Origin of the sequence: Aminobacter sp. Piv2-1 (assembly GCF_037625995.1) — a bacterium.
Classification (GTDB): Bacteria; Pseudomonadota; Alphaproteobacteria; order Rhizobiales; family Rhizobiaceae; genus Aminobacter.
Genome location: NZ_JARKMU010000002.1, coordinates 390,417 through 403,476, shown reverse-complemented (window position 1 = coordinate 403,476; position 13,060 = coordinate 390,417). Strand labels below are relative to the sequence as shown.

Sequence of the window (13,060 nt, the reverse complement as noted above, 5' to 3'; positions counted from 1 at the left end):
CGGTCAGTCGCTGGTTGGCACAGCCCCGGTCGCCCGAGAAAGATTGGCGCGATCGAAGGCCACCGTCTTGATCACCGCAAAGACGTCGCGGCCGAGCGTCAGCCCGAGCGTTTCCAGCGACTGGCGGGTGATGCGCGAAACCAAGATATCGCCGCCGCAGTCGAGGCGAAGGTCGACCTGGGCGCCGTCGACCGCGCCGATCTCGACGATCCGTCCCGGCAGGACGTTGAGCGCGCTCAGCCCGTGCGGCCGTTCGGTGGCGATCATCACGTCGCGCGCCCTGACGCGGACGCGCACCGCCGCGCCCTCGCCCAGCGGGAGCCGCGGCACGCGCATCTGCCCCGCCGCAGCGCCGAGCACCGTCATGCCGAATGCCTCGTCGTGGCCCAGCACCCTCATATCGAGGACGGCGCCGCCCTCGCCCACCTCCTCCGGCGGCAAAAGGTCGAGCCGCTGCATGATCTCGGCGGTCGGGCCGGCGGCGGCGACCTTGCCGTTCGCCATCACCACGATGTCGGTGGCGAGCCGCGCCACCTCGGCGACCGAGTGGCTGACATAGACGATCGGGATCTTCGTCTCGTCGCGCAGCCGCTCGAGATAGGGCATGATCTCGGCCTTGAGGGCGTCGTCCAGCGAGGCCAGCGGCTCGTCCATCAGGAGCAGCCTGGGACTGGCAAGCAGAGCCCGGCCGATGGCGACGCGCTGCTTTTCGCCCCCCGAGAGCAGCGCCGGGCGCCGCGCCAGGATATGGCCGATGCCGAGCATGTCGACGACCCGGCCGAATTCGGCATAGCGCTCGGCGCGCGGCGTGAACCAGCGGCCGTAGAGCAGGTTCGACCGCACGGTGAGGTGAGGGAACAGCCGGGCGTCCTGGAACACGAAGCCTACGCGTCGCCGGTGGGCGGGCACGAAGATGCGCGCCGCGGTGTCGACCAGCGTCCGCCCGTCGATGACGATACGGCCCGTATCCGGGCGGATCAGGCCGGCGACGAGGTTGACGAGCGAGGTCTTGCCCGAGCCCGACGGCCCGAACAGCGCGGTCAGATGCCCTGCACTCTCGAACCGGACTTCGAGCTTCAGCGCGCCGAGGCGGTGGCCGATGTCGACCAAGAGCGTCATTCCACGACCATCCGCTGGCCGACCTTGCGGGCGAACATCTCCGACACCACCAGCGCCGCCATCGAGATGGCGATGGAGATCAGCGTCAGCCGCAACGCACTGGCATCGCCGCCAGGCACCTGGGTGAAGGTGTAGATCGCAGAAGGAAGGGTCTGGGTTTCGCCGGGAATGTTGGAAACGAAGGTGATGGTGGCGCCGAACTCGCCCATCGCCTTGGCGAACGACAGGATCATGCCAGCGACGATGCCCGGCAGGATCAGCGGCAGGGTCACGGTCGCGAACACCCAGGCCGGGCTCGCGCCGAGCGTGCCAGCGGCCCGTTCCAGCCGGCGGTCGACGGCCTCGATCGAGAGGCGGATGGCGCGCACCATGAGCGGAAAGCCCATGACGGCGCAGGCAAGCGCGGCACCCGTCCAGCGGAACGAAAAGACGATGCCGAAGTTCTCGGCCAGGAAGGCGCCGATCGGCCCGCGGCGGCCGAAGCTCAGGAGCAGCAGGTAGCCGGTCACGACCGGCGGCAGGACGAGCGGCAGGTGCACGACACCGTTGAGCAGCGACTTGCCCCAGAATTTTCCGCGCGCCAGCATCAGCGCGATCAGGATGCCGAGAGGCAGGCTGCCGGCCATCGCCCACAGCCCGACCTTCAACGACAGGCGGACCGCATTCCATTCGTCGGGAGTGAGGTCCAGCATCGCCTGTTCGCATTCCCTCGAGAAAGTCTGCCCCACCCGGCCGGGACGGGACGCATGTTTTGCATTTTGGAGAAAGCTTACCCAGCGGCGGTAAACCACCCCCTAGTTGGACGCCACCGGGGCGATCATGGTGAAGCCCTGCGCTTCGAAAAGCTCCTTGGCCTTGGCGGACTGAAGAAATTTCACGTACGCAGCCGCGTCCGGGTTCTTCGAGTCCGCCGTCAGCCCTACCGGGTAGACGATGGGAGGATGCGTCTCTTCCGGGAAGGTGGCGATGATCTTGACGGCCGGCTCGGCCGCCGCGTCAGTCCGGTAGACGATGCCGGCCGGCGCCTCGCCGGTCGAAACCAGCTTGAGGGCAGCGCGCACGTTCTCGGCCTGGGCCAGCTTGCCCTCCACCGACGACCAGACGCCGAGCTTCTCCAGCGCGGCCTTGCCATATTTGCCGGCGGGCACGGCCTTGACGTCGCCGATCGCGAGACGGCCGTCGCCGAGCAGCTTGGCGAGATCGAAATCGGGCGCGATGCCGAAGGCGGCAGGCGAGTCCTTCGGCGCGATCAGCACGATGCGGTTGCCGAGCAGCTTGACGTCCGAGCCTTCCTTGATGAGCTTCTTGTCGGCAAGATACTTCATCCAGTCGAGATCGGCGGAGATGAACACGTCGGCCGGCGCGCCCTCCTCGATCTGCCTAGCGAGCGCCGGGCTTGCCGCATAGGAGACGGTCACAGCCTTTCCGCTGTCGGCTTTCCAGGCCGCGTCGACGGCGTCGAGCGCGTTCTTGAGGCTTGCCGCCGCGAACACGACGACCTCGCCGCCGGCGCGCGCCGAAGACAGGCCGAACGACAGCGCCGCGGCCAGGCCGCCGGCCATCGCGGCGAGCCGCAAACCAAGTCCCCTGCGCGTGAATATCATGATCCCTCCGCCGTCCTTCGGCCGCGGCGGCCGAGTTCGTTATATTCATACGGATATAACACTTGGCAGGCAACCACCCGACCAAGTGGTTTTCCGAAGAAATATCCTTTGCCCACGTGCCGCTGGCCGGCCGGCACTTGGCATTGCAATCCGGGGGAGACTGGCCGCCCCGTTCATGGCATATGTCGCTGACTTATCATGGGGGACGGGAAGTCTTGGCGACCGTGCCGGCGCCCCTGCCCCTTGCCGCCACACCACGAAGAGCTTCCCCCAATGTCGGGCATCACCACCTACGAGATCATTTGGCTCGCCGTCGCCCTACTGGGAGCAGGCGCCATCACCGGCCTGCTCGCGGGCGTCTTCGGCGTCGGCGGCGGCACGGTCATCGTGCCCGTGCTCTACGAGCTGTTCCAGGCCGTCGGGGTGCCCGAAGAGGTGCGCATGCCGCTCTGCGTCGGCACCTCGCTCGCCATCATCATCCCGACCTCGATCCGCTCGTTCGCGGCGCACCGCGCCAAGGGCGCGGTCGACATGACCATCCTCAGGCAGTGGGCGGTTCCCGTCATCGTCGGCGTCGTCATGGGCAGCGTGATCGCCCGCTTCGCGCCGGCCGACCTGTTCAAGGCGGTGTTCGTGGTGGTTGCCGGCATTTCGGCGATCCGGCTCTTGTTCGGCAAGGACTCCTGGCGGCTCGGCCTCGACATGCCGGGCAAGCTGGTGATGGACGTCTATGGCTGGATCATCGGCGTGCTGTCGAGCCTGATGGGCATCGGCGGCGGCCAGCTTTCGAACCTGTTCATGACCTTCTACGGCCGCCCGATCCACCAGGCGGTGGCGACGTCCTCGGGCCTCGGCGTACTGATCTCGATCCCCGGCGCGATCGGCTACATCTATGCCGGCTGGCCGCGTGCCGCCGAGTATCCCGACGTGGCGGCGCTGCAGTTCCCTTTCGCGCTCGGCTATGTCTCGCTCGTCGGCCTGATCCTGTTCGTGCCCACCAGCGTGCTGACCGCGCCGCTCGGCGCAAGGCTCGCGCACGCCCTGTCGAAGCGCAAGCTGGAGGTCGCCTTCGGCGTCTTCCTGCTGCTCATCAGCCTGCGCTTCCTGGTCAGCCTGATCGGCTGAGGCGTTCCGATCTCACCAAACGAAAACGCCCGGCAGTGCCGGGCGTTCGCATCTTGAAGGTGAGCCGGTCACGCCCTTTCGAGAGCGACCGCGATGCCCTGCCCGACGCCGATGCACATGGTGGCAAGCGCCAGCCTGCCGCCGCGCAGGTTAAGCTCCAGCGCCGCCGTGCCGGCGATGCGGGCGCCCGACATGCCCAGCGGATGACCAAGGGCGATGGCCCCGCCGTTCGGGTTCACGTGCTCGGCGTCCTCGGCGATGCCGAGCTCACGGAGCACGGCGATGCCTTGGGAGGCGAATGCCTCGTTGAGTTCGATGACGTCGAAGGCGGAGGGCTGGATGCCGAGCCGCGCGCACAGCTTCTTGGTCGCCGGCGCCGGGCCGATGCCCATGATGCGCGGCGCGACACCCGCCGAGGCGCCGCCGAGGACGCGGGCGATCGGGGTCAGGCCGTACTTCTTCACTGCCGCCTCGGAGGCGACGATCAGCGCCGCCGCGCCGTCGTTGACGCCGGAGGCGTTGCCGGCCGTCACCGTGCCGCCCTGGCGGAACGGCGTCGGCAGCTTGGCCAGCGTCTCGATGGTGGTCCCGGCGCGCGGATGCTCGTCCTTGGCGACGACGATCGGATCGCCCTTGCGCTGCGGGATCGTCACAGGGGTGATCTCCTTGCCCAGCCGGCCGTTCTCCTGTGCCGCGACCGCCTTGTTCTGGCTGCGCACGGCAAAGGCGTCCTGGTCGGCACGGCTGACGGAGAAGTCCTCGGCGACGTTCTCGCCGGTCTCTGGCATCGAATCGACGCCGTACTGCTTCTTCATGACAGGATTGACGAAGCGCCAGCCGATCGTCGTGTCGTGGATCTCGGCATGGCGCGAGAAGGCGGTCTCAGCCTTGGGCATGACGAAGGGGGCGCGGCTCATGCTTTCGACGCCGCCGGCGATCATCAGCTCGGCCTCGCCGGCCTTGATCGAACGGGCGGCGTAGATCAGCGCGTCCATGCCCGAGCCGCAGAGCCGGTTGATGGTCGTGCCCGGCACCTCGACCGGCAGGCTGGCCAGCAGCAGCGACATGCGCGCGACGTTGCGGTTGTCCTCGCCGGCCTGGTTGGCGCAGCCGAAGATGACGTCGTCGACGGCCGCCCAATCGACCGAGGCATTGCGTTCCAGGAGCGCCTTGAGCGGCACCGCGCCAAGGTCGTCGGCCCGGACCGACGAGAGCACGCCGCCGAAGCGTCCGATGGGGGTGCGGATGTAGTCGCAGATGAAAGCCTCAGCCATCCTTGGATCCTCTCTTGGCGGCAACTGCCTCGCCCTTGTGGGCGGCGTCGGTGCGCGCCTTTAGATCACGCAACGTCGTCAGTTCCAACTCCGTTGGCGCTGGAGTTTCCTCGAGGGCGTCGGCGAACCTCACCGTCCAGCCGCAGGTCTCCTGGACCCTCTCGCGGGTGACGCCGGGATGCAGCGAAACCACGGTGAACTCCTTGGTCACCGGATCCGGCTTCCAGATCGCCAGGTCGGTGATGAGCAGCGTCGGCCCCTTGGTTTCGATGCCGAGGCGCTGGCGGTGGTCGCCGCCCTCGCCGTGGCCGAAGGAGGTGTAGAAATCGATCTTCTCGACCATGCCGCGCTTCGACTGCGCCATGGTGATGTAGATCTCCTTCGATGAGGTCGCGATCTCGGGCGCGCCGCCGCCGCCCGGCAGGCGGGTCTTGGGATGGGCGTAGTCGCCGATGACGGTGGTGTTGATGTTGCCGAACTTGTCGAGCTGGGCAGCGCCGAGGAAGCCGATCGAGATGCGTCCGCCCTGCAGCCAGTAGCGGAACATCTCGGGCACCGAGACAGTGGTGACGGCTGTGTCGCAGAGCTCGCCGTCGCCGATCGACAGCGGCAGCACGTCGGGCGCCGTGCCGATGGTGCCCGATTCATAGATCAGCGTGATGTCCGGCGCGTGGGTGAGACGTGCAACGTTGCAGGCGGCCGAGGGCGCGCCGATGCCGACGAAGCAGACGTCGTCGTTCTTGAGCGCGCGCGAGGCGGCGATCGTCATCATTTCATTGGGGGTGAAGCCGAGCTCGCTCATGCCGCGTTCCTCAGGTGTTCGACGCGCCCGGCGAAGTCGTCGGCGGTCTTTTCGATGACGTTCTTCTGCATCCATGCGGCGAAGCGGTCGCGGTCGGCGGCGATCTCGTCCCATTCGAGATAGGCGGCGTTGTCGCGGATATAGTAGCCATGCGCGTAGGACGGGTGCGCCCCGCCCGGCACCACCGAGATCGCCGTCACCGACCAGTTGGGCAGCACCGTCAGATTGGGGTGCAGGTCGTCGAAATCGTCGACCACCTCCTCGACGGTGACCACCGCGCGCCTGGCGGCAAGGGCCGCTTCCTTCTGGATGCCGATGATGCCCTCGACCAGCACGTCGCCCTTCCTGTTGGCCTTCTGGGCGTGGATGAAGGTGACGTCGGGGCGAACCGCCGGCACCGCCGCTAGCACCTCGCCGGTGAACGGGCAGGTCACCGACTTGATGTTCGGGTTGACCTTGGCAAGCTCGGCGCCGCGATAGCCGCGGAAGATGGCGCAAGGCAGGCCAGCCGCCCCCGCCTCATAGGCGTTGGCCATGGCGGCGTGGCTGTGCTCCTCGATCTCGAGCGCGTGCGGAAAACCGTTCTCGACCGCATCGCGCAGGCGGCGCAGCAGGCCGACGCCGGGATTGCCGGCATAGGAGAAGATCGCCTTCTTCGCCATGCCCATGCCGATCATCTGGTCGTAGATCAGGTCCGGCGTCATGCGCACCAGCGTCAGATCCTTGAAGCCCTGTCGGATCGCCTCGTGCGCGGCGGCTGTGGGAATGAGATGCGTAAAGCCTTCGAAGGCCACGGTGTCGCCGTTGCCGAGGTTTTCGGCGACCGCCCTCGACAGGGGGAGGAATTTGGTCATCGCGTTTCGTCCCAATCGTCAAAAGTTCGTATTGCGAACATTTGTTTTCTATGCGATACATTCTTGGAGCAAGATTGCCGCAGAGTCAAGAACCTGGCTCTGCCCGGCCGGATTTCGAGGAATGCCGCCATGCGCGACGATGAGAATGGGCGAGACCACGTCACCTCGCTCGAGCGCGGCCTGTCCGTGATGGAGATCCTGGCGGCCAATCCACGCGGATTGACGCTCACCGAAACAGCCGAGAAGGCCGGCCTGACGCGCGCCGGCGCACGCCGCTTCCTGCTGACGCTGGCGGCAACCGGCTATGCCGTGCAGGTGGGGCGCAACTTCTCGCTGTCGCCCCGGCTCTTGGCGCAGGCACGCATCTGGCTGCACGGCGTGCCGCTCTGGACCTTCGCCGAACCCTTCATGAAGGAAACGGCTGCCAAGCTGCACGAATCCTGCTCGGCCGCGATCCTGTCGGGCGAGGACATGGTCTATGTCGCACGCGTCCCCGGCCCGCGCATCATCGCCGTCGACCTGCAGGTCGGTGCCCACCTGCCCGCCTTCTGCACCGCCATGGGCAGGGTGCTGCTGTCGGGGCTTTCCGGACCGGAACTCGACGCCTTCCTCGGCCGTGCGACGTTCGAACAGCGCACGCCGAAGACCATCACCGATGCCGCGAAGCTCAGCGAGATCATCACCGCCGTACGGAAAAACGGCTACGCCCTGGTCGACGAGGAACTGGAGATCGGCCTGCGGTCGATCGCCGTGCCTCTGCGCGACCGCGCGGGCGCGGTAGTCGCGGCCATCAACGTCTCGACGCAGTCGACGCGCCACTCGCCGGCCGAAATGGAGGCGGAGATCCTGCCGATCCTGAAACAGACCGCGGCCCGCATCAGCGACTTCTTCGTCGGGCAGTGATCAGGGGCGCATCGAGCCGGTCTCGACATAGCGCTGGTGCCAGGACAGCGCCTCGTTGAGCAGCGACGGCGACTGCAGGCCATAGGAATGCTTCAACGCCCGCTCGAAATAGTCGGCCAGCGCCGGGCGATAATCCGGATGGGCGCAGTTGTCGATGATCAGCCGCGCGCGCTGCTTGGGCGACAGGCCGCGCAGGTCCGCAAGCCCCTGCTCGGTGACCAGCACCTGGACGTCCTGGTTGATGTGATCGACATGGCTCGCCTGCGGCACGATGGCCGAGATCTTGCCGCCCTTGGCCGTCGAAGGCGTCATGAAGATCGACACATAGGCGTTGCGGGCAAAGTCGCCGGAACCGCCGATGCCGTTCTGGATGCGCGACCCCATGATGTGGGTCGAGTTGACGTTGCCGTAGATGTCGGCCTCGATCAGGCCGTTCATGGCGATGCAGCCGAGCCGGCGGATCAGTTCGGGGTGATTGCTGATCTCCTGGGGGCGCAGAATCATCTTGTCGCGATAGCGGCCCATGTCGGCGTTGAGGTTGGCCGCAGCTTCCGGGCTCAGCGAGAAGGCGGTGGCGGAGGCCATGCGCAGCTTGCCCGAGTCGATCAGGTCGAGCATGCCGTCCTGGATGACCTCGGTGAAGGCCGTCATGTTCTCGAACGGGCCGTCGACCAGGCCGGTCAGCACGGCATTGGCGATGTTGCCGACGCCCGACTGTATGGGCAGCAGCGAGGCGGGCAACCGGCCCTTCTTCACCTCATGGGCAAAGAACTCGAGCAGATGGCCGGCAATGGCATGAGCCGTGTCGTCGGGCTTGGAGAACGGCAGGTTGCGGTCGGGTGCGTCGGTCTCGACGATGGCCACGATCTTTGCGGGATCGCAGCGGAAGAAGGATTCGCCGATGCGGTCGTCGGCCTTGACCAGCGGGATCGGCACGCGATGCGGCGGCAGCGCCGTGCCGTAGTAGATATCGTGCATGCCCTCGAGCTCGGCATTCTGCCAGCGGTTGACCTCGAGGATCACCTGCTCGGCCCGATCGAGCCAGGTCTTGTTGTTGCCGACAGATGACGAGGGAACCAAAGAGCCGTCCGGCCGGATGGCCGAGACTTCGACGACCGCCGTATCGAGCGAGCCGAGAAAGCCCTGCCAGGCGACCGGCGCCACCTGGCTCAGATGCATGTCGAAATATTCCATCTCGCCGCGATTGATCTTGTCGCGGGCGATCGGGTCGGAATTGTAGGGAAGGCGGAACTCGATGCCGTTGGCCTTGGCCAGCGCCCCGTCGAGTTCAGGACCGGTCGAAGCGCCGGTCCAGACGCGCAGGCTGAACGGATTGCCCCTGGCGTGCTCGGCCTCGATGCGGGCGGCGAGCGCCACGGGCACGGTCTTGGGATAGCCGGAGCCGGTGAAGCCGCTCATGCCCACGGTGGTATCCGGCCTGATCAGGGACGCCGCCTCCTCGGCGGTCATCACCTTCGAACGCAGGCTCTCGCAGCCGATCCGTGCCATGTCGCCTCTCCAGCGCTTGTCGTTTCGCCCTCTCCCATCGCCGGCCGTTGTGCCGGGTTCCATTTTTTGGAAGGTGATATGGCATCCGACACGGCGCGCAAAGGGGCCATTGTGCCGCGACCGCCTTACGTCGCGGCAGATTCAGGCGGCTTCGGCCAGTCCGTTGCGCTTGCCGTTGAGGCGTATCACGGCCTTGATCGGCAGATGGTCCGATGCGACGCGCGCCAGCGCGCTGTCATGTGCCTCGATGTCGACGAGCAGGTTGTGCGGCCGCGCCATCACCCGGTCGAGCGCGAGCACCGGGAAGCGCGACGGGAAGCTCGGCACGATGGCGTGCGTGGGGCCGAAGGCCGGCTCCAGGCTGCGCAGCGACGAGCGTTTGCCCAGCCGCCACTCGTTGAGGTCGCCGACCAGCACCGTGGGCTTGTCGCTATGCAGTTCGGCGGCCGTCAGCAGCGTGCCGGCCTGCAGCTTGCGCGAATGGCGCAGCAGGCCGAAATGCGCGGCGATAACGCGCAGGGGACCGGCGTCGAGTTCGAGATCGACGATGACCGCGCCGCGCGGCTCGGCACCGGGCAGCACGAGCTGCTGCGCCGAACTTACCGATCCCTTGCGGAAAAGCACGACGTTGCCATGCCAGCCATGGCTCTTGCGTCGCCCGGCCAGCGGAACCGGCATCAGCCCGGTCTCGCGTTCCACTTCGGCCAGGTCCAGGAGGCCGGCGCGGTCGCCGAAGCGCTGGTCGGCCTCCTGCAGGGCGATGACGTCGGCATCGATCTCGGAGATCACCTGCATCGTCCGCCGGGGATCGAAGCGGCGGTCCAGCCCGACGCATTTATGAACGTTGTAGGAGGCGATCACGATCTCGCTGAAGCCGGCGTTCTCGTGGGGCTGCTCCGCCGCCCGCTGCGAAGGGGCTTCGATGAGCTGTTCTCCACTGGCCTTTGCGGGACTCTCCAAGCCGTGTCTGCTAACCATCACTCGTCTGGAATCTCTGGGGAATTCGTGGTCACTTGAGGCAGGCGTCGTCGTCAAGTGTAACCTATATGGTTCGAGTGTTCGAGATTTTCCACGTGCGTCACTGTGGCCATCCACCATACACATCTTGCAGGCACACGGCCGCACGGACCGCAAGGCGGGAGCCGGCATGAAGCTCCTGGCCATCGTGATCGCCGTGATGGGGGTTCTGGTCATCGCCTCCCTGCTGGCCGTCTATGCCTATGGGCGCTTTGCCAAGCGGGCACGGGGGGCGCCGACCTTCGCCTTGCCGATGGCCCCGAGCGAAACCGAGTTCGACGTCCTGGCCGAGCCGCTTCTGGCCAGCCATCCCGGGCAAACCGGCCTGGCGCTGCTCTCCAGCAACCTTCACGCCTTCGCCGTGCGGGCCTATCTGGCACGCCATGCGGCGCGCAGCCTCGACCTGCAATACTACTATTGGAAGGGCGACCTGACCGGGCGCCTGCTCGCCCGCGAAATCCTCGCCGCCGCCGACCGCGGCGTCCGGGTGAGGCTGCTCATCGACGACATCAACACGCGCGGATTCGACCGCGACTACCTTGCCCTCGACAGCCATCCCAACATCCACCTGCGGCTGTTCAACCCCAGCTGGGCGCGCTCGTTCGGCCTGCAGCGCGGGCTGGAACTGGCGCTGCGCGCGGTGCGAACCACGCGCCGCATGCACAACAAGGCCTGGATCGCCGACGGCAGGCTGGCCATCGTCGGCGGCCGCAACATAGGCGACGCCTATTTCGACGCCTCGGAAGAGGCCAATTTCCGCGACATGGACCTTCTGATCGCGGGTCCTGCGGTCGACCAGGCCGAAAGCATCTTCGACCGGTACTGGAACAGCGAGGCAGTGCTGCCGATCCGCCCGCTCGCCGGCTTCGCTAGGCCCGACCTTCCGGCATTGAGGAAGCGTCTCGACCGTGCAGCGACCACCGGCCGGGCGGAGCCCTATCTCCGCCGCATCGCCGAGGAGCGCAGCGAATGGTCGGGCTCCGGCATGGGTCGGCTGCGCTGGGGCGGCGAGGTCGCGGTGGTTTCCGACCCGCCGGAAAAGGCGATGGGCGTCGGCGAAGACGGATGGCTGATCCGGTCGATCGGCCCGGTGTTGCGGTCGGCCGTGCGCGAACTGAGGATCGTCTCGCCCTACTTCATACCGGGCGAGGACGGCACGCGGCAGCTCGCGGCGCTGGCCCGAAACGGCGTCGCGGTCACGGTGCTGACAAACTCCCTGGCCGCGACCGACGTTGCCGCGGTGCACGGCGCCTATGTGCGCTATCGCAAGACCCTCATCGACCAGGGCGTCGAGATCTTCGAGCTCAAGCCAGACGACGAGCGCACCGACATCTCGCTGTTCGGTTCGAAGGGCGCGAGCCTCCATACCAAGGCATTCGTCGCGGACGGATCGGCCGGGTTCGTCGGCTCTTTCAACTTCGACCCGCGCTCGGCCTCGCTCAACACCGAGATGGGCGTGCTGTTCCGCCAGGAGCAATTGGCCCGCGAGGTGGAACAGGTCATCGCCACGCAGACCTCCCCACGGGCCAGCTTTCGGGTGACGGTCGCCAATGGCGCGCTCCGGTGGACCGACATGTCGTCGAACCGGCCGCGCGAGATGAAACACGAACCGCAGGCAAGCCTGCGGCGCAGGCTTGTCGCCAAAGTCATCGGCTGGCTGCCGGTCGAGTCGCAGCTGTAGCGCGGCTGGCCGAAATCCGGGACGCTACCTCGTCTGTCAATCAGGAGCTCCAGGCCGCCAAGACCTGTGCGGCCAGTTGCAGCCCGATCGTCACGATCAGGGCCGCGGCGATCGGCACGCCGAACGGCACCACGCGCCTGCGGTCGAGATGCTCGACATAGACGCGGAACGCCGGCGACGGCAAAAGCATCGGGTTCCGGACAACCATCACGGTGACGATCGCGAAGACCAGCAAGGCGATGGCGAAGACCATGAGGTCCGCCCCGCCCGAAACGAACGGCGCTGCCGCCATCAGCTTGACGTCGCCCGCCCCCACCTTCTTGAGCAGCCAGAACGGAAACAGCGCCAGGAAAAGCGCCAGCCCAGCCGCCGCGCTGAGGCCGAGGTCCCACCACGAGCCCTGCCCGAGCCCCGCCAGGAACAGCGATGCCGCCCCCAGGCAAAGCAAAAGGAGCACGTTGCTGTTGGCGATGCGATGGGTCGTGAAGTCGAGCTTGGCGATCCTGAAAAGCAGCGGGACCGCCAGGAGCTTCATGAGCATCGCGGCGGCCGACAGCATGTTCAGCGCTCGATGTTCTTGACGCTCGACGAAAGCAGCTTGAGGTTGTTTGCCACCGTCGGATCGTTGGGCGCGATCTCATAGGCCTTGAGGAAGTTGCTGCGCGCCTGTTGCAGGTTGCCCCGCAGCAGATACGAGTAGCCGACATTGTTGTAGTATTCGACCGTCGGGCCTAGATGCTTGACCGCCTGCCTGTAGGCGAGGTCCGACAGGTCGAAACGACGGATGCGGTCCGTCGATGCGGCAAGCCCCAGCCAGGCGACGCCGTCATTCGGAGCAAGCTGCACGGCCTTGTAGAACAAGGCGCCGGCATTGCCGTAGTTCTCCTGCCGGAACTGGTTCTTGGCCTCGGTCACGGCCTGGTCGGAGGCGTAGTATTCGACGTCGGAGACGGTCTTGAGGCCTTGGAAGGCGTCGCCGAAGGCGGTGAATTCCGGCGAGACCGGTTCGTTGGTGCGCACCACGCCGTCGTCGAGCGCACTGCCGGTCTGGCAGCCGGCCAGCGCCGCCCCCAGGAAAAGGGCAGTCGCGGCAATCAGGATAGGCCTTGTCATGCTTGTCTCGTCCCCTCGGCGCGCCGGGCGCCAACTGCAATCTTGCCCCTGTCCGCACG

13 protein-coding genes are annotated in these 13,060 nt (G+C 66.8%); 3 read left to right on the top strand and 10 right to left on the bottom strand.

Features of this window, described 5'->3' with window-relative positions; all coding sequences use genetic code 11:
• Window positions 1–3 precede the first annotated feature (3 nt).
• The 3 genes from modC to modA all read right to left on the bottom strand — a co-directional run bounded on the left by modC (window position 4) and on the right by modA (window position 2,723).
• Entirely contained in the window at window positions 4–1,119 is a 1,116-nt protein-coding gene (gene modC, locus AmiPiv_RS05830) for a molybdenum ABC transporter ATP-binding protein (protein WP_340036372.1), read from the bottom strand.
• Window positions 1,116–1,811 (bottom strand): molybdate ABC transporter permease subunit, encoded by a 696-nt coding sequence (gene modB, locus AmiPiv_RS05825; RefSeq protein ID WP_340036371.1) that lies wholly within the window; start codon window positions 1,809–1,811, stop codon window positions 1,116–1,118. Before modB ends, modC begins: the two co-directional genes overlap by 4 nt.
• A 102-nt stretch (window positions 1,812–1,913) precedes the next feature.
• A complete protein-coding gene (gene modA / locus AmiPiv_RS05820) occupies window positions 1,914–2,723 on the bottom strand; it encodes a molybdate ABC transporter substrate-binding protein (RefSeq protein WP_340036370.1) in 810 nt (269 codons plus the stop codon).
• A 273-nt stretch (window positions 2,724–2,996) separates the two neighbouring features.
• On the opposite strand from modA, the gene AmiPiv_RS05815 reads away from it, so the two are divergent.
• Window positions 2,997–3,848 carry a sulfite exporter TauE/SafE family protein gene (locus AmiPiv_RS05815; protein WP_340036369.1) on the top strand — a complete coding sequence of 284 codons (852 nt, stop codon included), beginning with the start codon at window positions 2,997–2,999 and terminating at the stop codon, window positions 3,846–3,848.
• Between the two features lie 68 nt (window positions 3,849–3,916).
• Here the strand turns inward: AmiPiv_RS05815 and pcaF are convergent, their stop codons facing one another.
• From pcaF to AmiPiv_RS05800, 3 genes are read right to left on the bottom strand one after another with little or no spacing between them, the layout of a single operon-like run.
• Window positions 3,917–5,122, bottom strand: coding sequence for a 3-oxoadipyl-CoA thiolase (pcaF, locus tag AmiPiv_RS05810; RefSeq protein ID WP_340036368.1), 1,206 nt, complete (start codon window positions 5,120–5,122; stop codon window positions 3,917–3,919).
• Complete coding sequence (locus AmiPiv_RS05805; RefSeq protein WP_340036367.1) at window positions 5,115–5,924, bottom strand: CoA-transferase subunit beta; 810 nt, start codon at window positions 5,922–5,924, stop codon at window positions 5,115–5,117. The genes pcaF and AmiPiv_RS05805 overlap by 8 nt, the downstream gene beginning before the upstream one ends.
• Entirely contained in the window at window positions 5,921–6,778 is an 858-nt protein-coding gene (locus AmiPiv_RS05800; protein WP_340036365.1) for a CoA transferase subunit A, read from the bottom strand. The genes AmiPiv_RS05805 and AmiPiv_RS05800 overlap by 4 nt, the downstream gene beginning before the upstream one ends.
• 129 nt (window positions 6,779–6,907) lie before the next feature.
• On the opposite strand from AmiPiv_RS05800, the gene AmiPiv_RS05795 reads away from it, so the two are divergent.
• Complete coding sequence (locus tag AmiPiv_RS05795; protein ID WP_340036363.1) at window positions 6,908–7,681, top strand: IclR family transcriptional regulator domain-containing protein; 774 nt, start codon at window positions 6,908–6,910, stop codon at window positions 7,679–7,681.
• On the opposite strand, the gene AmiPiv_RS05790 is transcribed toward AmiPiv_RS05795, so the two are convergent.
• Both AmiPiv_RS05790 and AmiPiv_RS05785 read right to left on the bottom strand, forming a co-directional pair.
• The gene (locus AmiPiv_RS05790) at window positions 7,682–9,190 is read right to left on the bottom strand and encodes an acetyl-CoA hydrolase/transferase family protein (protein WP_340036362.1); all 1,509 of its coding nucleotides are present in this window, start codon (window positions 9,188–9,190) and stop codon (window positions 7,682–7,684) included.
• Between the two features lie 141 nt (window positions 9,191–9,331).
• A complete protein-coding gene (locus AmiPiv_RS05785; RefSeq protein ID WP_445206901.1) occupies window positions 9,332–10,168 on the bottom strand; it encodes an endonuclease/exonuclease/phosphatase family protein in 837 nt (278 codons plus the stop codon).
• 169 nt (window positions 10,169–10,337) lie between these two features.
• Here AmiPiv_RS05785 and AmiPiv_RS05780 point away from each other — a divergent pair, with 169 nt between their 5' ends.
• On the top strand, window positions 10,338–11,888 hold the full coding sequence (locus AmiPiv_RS05780; RefSeq protein ID WP_340036361.1) for a phospholipase D family protein: 1,551 nt from the start codon (window positions 10,338–10,340) through the stop codon (window positions 11,886–11,888).
• Window positions 11,889–11,928: 40 nt separating this feature from the next.
• Here AmiPiv_RS05780 and AmiPiv_RS05775 read toward each other — a convergent pair whose 3' ends face one another.
• Together AmiPiv_RS05775 and AmiPiv_RS05770 are read right to left on the bottom strand one after the other, a co-directional pair.
• Entirely contained in the window at window positions 11,929–12,447 is a 519-nt protein-coding gene (locus tag AmiPiv_RS05775; RefSeq protein WP_340036360.1) for a prepilin peptidase, read from the bottom strand.
• A 2-nt stretch (window positions 12,448–12,449) separates the two neighbouring features.
• Complete coding sequence (locus tag AmiPiv_RS05770; protein WP_340036359.1) at window positions 12,450–13,001, bottom strand: tetratricopeptide repeat protein; 552 nt, start codon at window positions 12,999–13,001, stop codon at window positions 12,450–12,452.
• Between the last annotated feature and the right edge of the window lie 59 nt (window positions 13,002–13,060).

Excerpts from the sequence above, each read along its gene's own strand:
- modC (WP_340036372.1), bottom strand. The coding sequence starts at position 1,119 with ATGACGCTCTTGGTCGACATCGGCCACCGCCTCGGCGCGCTGAAGCTC.
- modB (WP_340036371.1), bottom strand. The coding sequence starts at position 1,811 with ATGCTGGACCTCACTCCCGACGAATGGAATGCGGTCCGCCTGTCGTTG.
- modA (WP_340036370.1), bottom strand. The coding sequence starts at position 2,723 with ATGATATTCACGCGCAGGGGACTTGGTTTGCGGCTCGCCGCGATGGCC.
- AmiPiv_RS05815 (WP_340036369.1), top strand. The coding sequence starts at position 2,997 with ATGTCGGGCATCACCACCTACGAGATCATTTGGCTCGCCGTCGCCCTA.
- pcaF (WP_340036368.1), bottom strand. The coding sequence starts at position 5,122 with ATGGCTGAGGCTTTCATCTGCGACTACATCCGCACCCCCATCGGACGC.
- AmiPiv_RS05805 (WP_340036367.1), bottom strand. The coding sequence starts at position 5,924 with ATGAGCGAGCTCGGCTTCACCCCCAATGAAATGATGACGATCGCCGCC.
- AmiPiv_RS05800 (WP_340036365.1), bottom strand. The coding sequence starts at position 6,778 with ATGACCAAATTCCTCCCCCTGTCGAGGGCGGTCGCCGAAAACCTCGGC.
- AmiPiv_RS05795 (WP_340036363.1), top strand. The coding sequence starts at position 6,908 with ATGCGCGACGATGAGAATGGGCGAGACCACGTCACCTCGCTCGAGCGC.
- AmiPiv_RS05790 (WP_340036362.1), bottom strand. The coding sequence starts at position 9,190 with ATGGCACGGATCGGCTGCGAGAGCCTGCGTTCGAAGGTGATGACCGCC.
- AmiPiv_RS05785 (WP_445206901.1), bottom strand. The coding sequence starts at position 10,168 with ATGGTTAGCAGACACGGCTTGGAGAGTCCCGCAAAGGCCAGTGGAGAA.
- AmiPiv_RS05780 (WP_340036361.1), top strand. The coding sequence starts at position 10,338 with ATGAAGCTCCTGGCCATCGTGATCGCCGTGATGGGGGTTCTGGTCATC.
- AmiPiv_RS05775 (WP_340036360.1), bottom strand. The coding sequence starts at position 12,447 with ATGCTGTCGGCCGCCGCGATGCTCATGAAGCTCCTGGCGGTCCCGCTG.
- AmiPiv_RS05770 (WP_340036359.1), bottom strand. The coding sequence starts at position 13,001 with ATGACAAGGCCTATCCTGATTGCCGCGACTGCCCTTTTCCTGGGGGCG.